Raw genomic sequence first — 3,089 nt, 5'->3', positions numbered from 1 at the left:
GGGGGGGGTACGACACCAGCTATGTCGTACCCCTACGACACTAGCTATGTCGTACCCCTACGACATTGGTGACTTTTTTTACGACAAACTTGTCTTGATTTCCGCACGTTTTGTGTCGTAGGGTTACGACATTGGTGTCGTAATTTGCGACTGAAATATGCAGAAAAAAACATCATTGCAGGTTGCCACCGAGCCGGGCGGCTCATGGGTCCAGACCGAACGGGCCGCACACGAGCGTTGGGCGAAGCTTGCTATCGCGCATCCCAGAGCCTCAGCTTTGCTCCACGTCTTGCTGGCACGGATGGGACGTCACAACGCGCTCGTTGTGAGCCAAAAAGTCCTCGCAAAAATGGCTGACTGCAATCCGCGAACGGTTCAAAGGTCGCTGGAGATACTTAGCCGGAATAATTGGATTGAGGTCCGCCAAATTGGCGACAGTGGCACAGTGAATGCCTATGTCGTTAACGCGCGGGTGGCTTGGTCCGGTAAACGCGACGGGATTCGTTACGCACTGTTCGAAGCTGCGGTTCTCGTGTCCGATGCCGACCAACCAGATCGCGACGACATTGGTATGCTTCCGCCGCTCGAGACAATACCAGCCTTGTATCCTGGCGAAGTACAGATGCCAACCGGCCCAGGGCTCCCGCCGCCTTCTGAACCCCCATTACCCGGTTTCGAGCCGGACTTACCGGCTCGGACTCTCGAAGACACAGAGCTATCATAGGATCAAGGAAAACGAAAATGAGCGCTTCCGCTATCCTAAAGCTTCAAACTGTTGGCTTTACCAATGAACAGGTAACGGCTCTCGCTGATTTGATCGATACTCAAGCAGCAACGAAGGCTGATCTTGAAGGATCAGAACATCGACTTGAACTCAAAATGGCTAAAATCGACGCGGACGTTGTTGTCCTAAAATGGATGATGGGCTTCGTTCTCGCGTTTCAGGTGGCCATTTTCGCGCGGATGTTCCTGAAAGCGTAATTTTTCTCTGGCTGGTGCGGCAATACCGGCCAGCTTCCACGAACGGGTTCATTTCCATCATCACAGCTTGAAGATTTTACCCTTGTGGGTCGTTGCGATTTGGTTGATCTGAGTGCCCCTCGCCGCATCCGGCTGTCCGCTCCAAAGGTTCCGCGCGCCATCGAGGACGCTCATACCGAGGGTCTTTAGTAGCTCTCGCTCGGTTCTGGGCGGGGTGTGATCAAAGATGAGAATTAGCCATTTTTGCCCAGCTTGAACGGTTGGCAATTCGCCGTCTTCACGGTCGCCTGCAATCCGCATCCAGCGCTTCATCACATCAGCATGCTCGGCTTTCACCCAGCCACTGATTTGAACGAACCCCTCTCGCTTGAGCCGTGCAACATAGGCCGGTTGCCGGTCATTGATCATGTTCACACTCCGCCGGAAGGGCCGCCGTAACTTGTCACTAGTGACAAGTTACCTGATGTGCGCGTTGTGTTGAACCTGTCTGTTGTGCGGTGTTGGGATTGAACGTTCTTTGCCCAGGAAAACAGCGGTCATCGCTGCGGTGAAGGAACGTCGCGTGAGCGACGTATATACGCGCCTACTATCGAAACTGGGACGAGCCGCCTGTCAGGAGCTGCTGCTGTCGGCCCCAGTTGGAACGCTGAAAAGTGGCAACCAGGTGTAATCGTGAAGCGCACGCCTCTCGCGGGAATAGGGGCGGTCAGGACGCTGGCTCATGTGAGTCAGCGCATGGGGAAGGAGCCGGGGTCTCGTCACGACAACGCCGTTGAAGCCGGTTGAGGTCGTGATCGCCAGCCCCTTCTCGACAGGCTGACGGTCGCTGCTCTGGGTCCGTGTAAGCCGGTTGGTCGCGGCTGGTCGGTGCGGTGTCTCTTCGGGTGCCTGGGCTCGGGTCTCAGCCCCTGTGCATGTTCGACCAGCTCCGCCTATTCGGCACTATTCCAGCAGGGACGATCAAACACGCGCCAAAACCCGGCAGGAGGGTTTAAGGGCACCCTTTGGCTCTTTTGCGCTCCTAGACACCGGCTAGAGGCGGGAGACCCTTCCAGGCCCTTCCAGGCGCGTCTGATGGTCCCTGTTGAGAGGCGGCATTCCCGTCAGCTCCCGTTGGAGAGCAAACACTGCGCTGAATAGCGCGGCCCTACTGGCAGTTATCGCCCCCATTTGGTGCGATTCCACTTTGATAGTTTCCCACAGGATCGACCGATTGCACCGCCGGTTCTTCAGTACAGATCAAAAGCGTATTCAAAATAAAAAATATTTTTACAGTTAATTTATTATTTTTACTTGACACATCAATCAATGATTGATACAAAGAGAGCGCCAACTCAAATCATTACCGAGGTGGCAATTTTTAATCAGAAATTAATCTGAATTAAAATTTATATATAATAAATATAAGGAGATTTAAATGAAAAAATTTGTTGCTGAATTAATAACCTCCATGCTGGACAATATCATAATTGATGTAATTATCACATTATTACCAATAGATTATGTTTTTTTTACTATGATATCTGTAATTTTATTGGTGTTCTTTATCCTCTGTTTCGCCAAGCGGCCCCTTGCTACGAAAATCAGTGTTCAAGCACCTCCTAATGTCACCGTTATCGTCCTAGTAACACCCCAGGCACAAACCAATTAGACGAGCCATTGAAAAAGGGTTCAGGTTTACCCTGAACCCTTGCCCTTCGGCGAGAATGGGGCGAGCGCTGTCAAGGGAGGGTCCGCGCGCTTGTCGCGTGGATGCCCTTTACAGCGACGGGGCAAAGCCCCGGCACCTGGGGGAGCGCCCTTAGGCGCGGGGGCTTGCCCCCATCGGCCCACCTTGGCCGATTCCGTTAGAGACATCGGACGCGCTGTGTCCGGGGGTGAGGACACACGATGCTCGTTTCTGGACACAGCGCGTAATACGTTTGAATTTTACTAAAATCACCATGAAAGACGGAGACAGAAGACCTGTGGACAACTTGCCAGCCCACAGCGCAAGGCTGTGGACTGTCGGCCCTTAGGGCGCGCAAGCGCGCGGTGCCTACGGGCCGATCCGCAAGTTGACCACAGGTCCCACCCTTTTTTTAATTTTTTGGGTGGTAGGGGGGGGG

At 53.4% G+C, this 3,089-nt stretch carries 2 protein-coding genes; one reads left to right on the top strand and one right to left on the bottom strand.

Annotated features, from left to right (window positions below):
- Positions 1–741 precede the first annotated feature (741 nt).
- On the top strand, positions 742–981 hold the full coding sequence (locus tag CHR90_RS00830; protein ID WP_094406761.1) for a hypothetical protein: 240 nt from the start codon (positions 742–744) through the stop codon (positions 979–981).
- A 60-nt stretch (positions 982–1,041) separates the two neighbouring features.
- Here CHR90_RS00830 and CHR90_RS00825 read toward each other — a convergent pair whose 3' ends face one another.
- The gene (locus tag CHR90_RS00825) at positions 1,042–1,389 is read right to left on the bottom strand and encodes a hypothetical protein (protein ID WP_094406759.1); all 348 of its coding nucleotides are present in this window, start codon (positions 1,387–1,389) and stop codon (positions 1,042–1,044) included.
- Positions 1,390–3,089 lie beyond the last annotated feature (1,700 nt).

It is taken from the genome of Elstera cyanobacteriorum (assembly GCF_002251735.1).
GTDB lineage: Bacteria > Pseudomonadota > Alphaproteobacteria > Elsterales > Elsteraceae > Elstera > Elstera cyanobacteriorum.
The sequence above is the reverse complement of the archived record's forward strand: the minus strand, read 5'-3'. Positions and strand labels throughout refer to the sequence as shown.